The 1322-nt window shown below is 32.0% G+C and carries 2 protein-coding genes; both read right to left on the bottom strand.

From position 1 onward, the window contains the following. Positions 1-262 (bottom strand): YSIRK-type signal peptide-containing protein (locus AX663_RS03260; RefSeq protein ID WP_156430750.1); only part of this gene is annotated, 262 nt, incomplete at its 3' end. Between the two features lie 961 nt (positions 263-1223). Next, a partial coding sequence (locus tag AX663_RS11080) for an LPXTG cell wall anchor domain-containing protein (RefSeq protein WP_156430749.1) occupies positions 1224-1322 on the bottom strand: 99 nt, incomplete at its 5' end.

Below are 1322 nucleotides of genomic sequence, written 5' to 3'. Positions count from 1 at the left end.
TTGACGCAGTTGCCTCAGTTGAAGATACAGCTGCAGTAGGATCTGCTTGAGCTGTAGATGCTGTAGATGTCTCAATCAGGTTTGATGAACTTTCCCCCTCAACTGATGAATCAGGGTTTGATGAAGAAGCGTCAGGCGCTGTTACTTCATCGGCCTGTGCAGTATGAGCGGCAAAGAGTGCCGTTCCTAGCAAGACTGAAGCGACACCAAACGAATATTTACGCAATGAAAATCGTTGACGTCTATTGAAAATGTCTTTCATGTTTAAGTCTCCCTCTTAAAAAAATAGTTAGTTATAGATACATGACTACAAGTTAATTCCCCTCATATCCATGATTCATTCTCATTCTAACATTCTGACAATTTAGAGTCAAGTGATTAATCTATCTTTTCTAAAAAAACTTTAGTTATCTGACAATTGTTAAATCCAAACTCTTACAAAAAGCAGTCTTACGTTAAAACACTTGTATTATAAGCGTTTAAAACGCTTACTGTTATTTATCATAAAATCGTTTTTTCTAATATTTTGATATTAATTTTCTTCTTTAAAAGCCATCTTGAATTCACTTTTAACGTTCATTTTTCTAATAATTGGCTTTCTTAAATAAGTAAATTTCAAATAGAAGTAAGGATTGAAACAACTTTTAAACGTAAAAACCCTTTAAAAGTAAGACTTCCCTATTATCATTTTTAACTCTTCTTATATTATAAATTACCAAAGTTAGTCTTATAAAAATACGGAATCCACCATGTTTTTACCCGATATTTTCTATTTATTTATAAAGATCTATTTCTTTTCCTAACTATTCTCCCTATTTTTTGATGTTAACTATCTAATTTTAACTGTAAACACTAATCAGTCTTAGATTTAAGTGGGATTAGGGATAACCTTAACTTCATCTAAATATAATAAGTAATGAAGTCTACTAAAATACGAAGAATTATCTAATCCATCAGTATTGTATATATTGCCTTAAACATTTCTTTAGTTGAAATAATTGCTTGAGAATTCAAAATAACTCTTTTTTATGATAAAGGATATAAATCTTCCCAAAATTTTGACTTCTAATTTTACCAAAATTTAAAAAGCTCTCATCAAGACATATCAGCTACCAAAATCCTCTCATTACAAATCAAAAAGACCCACCCCTTTCGGGATGAATCTCTCTTTCGAAAACTGAAATAGTCTAACTAACTCAATTAGATGTGTACCTAATCACTATTTAGTCTTCTTTTTTGCGTTTTCCTGCCAAACCAAGTCCAGCTGCCGCAAGGATTCCTCCGAGAGCCATAGCTGCCATAGACGCATCATCACCTGTTTC

The sequence above is a fragment of the Streptococcus sp. CCH8-H5 genome (genome assembly GCF_001556505.1).
GTDB lineage: Bacteria > Bacillota > Bacilli > Lactobacillales > Streptococcaceae > Streptococcus.
The sequence above is the reverse complement of the archived record's forward strand: the minus strand, read 5'-3'. Positions and strand labels throughout refer to the sequence as shown.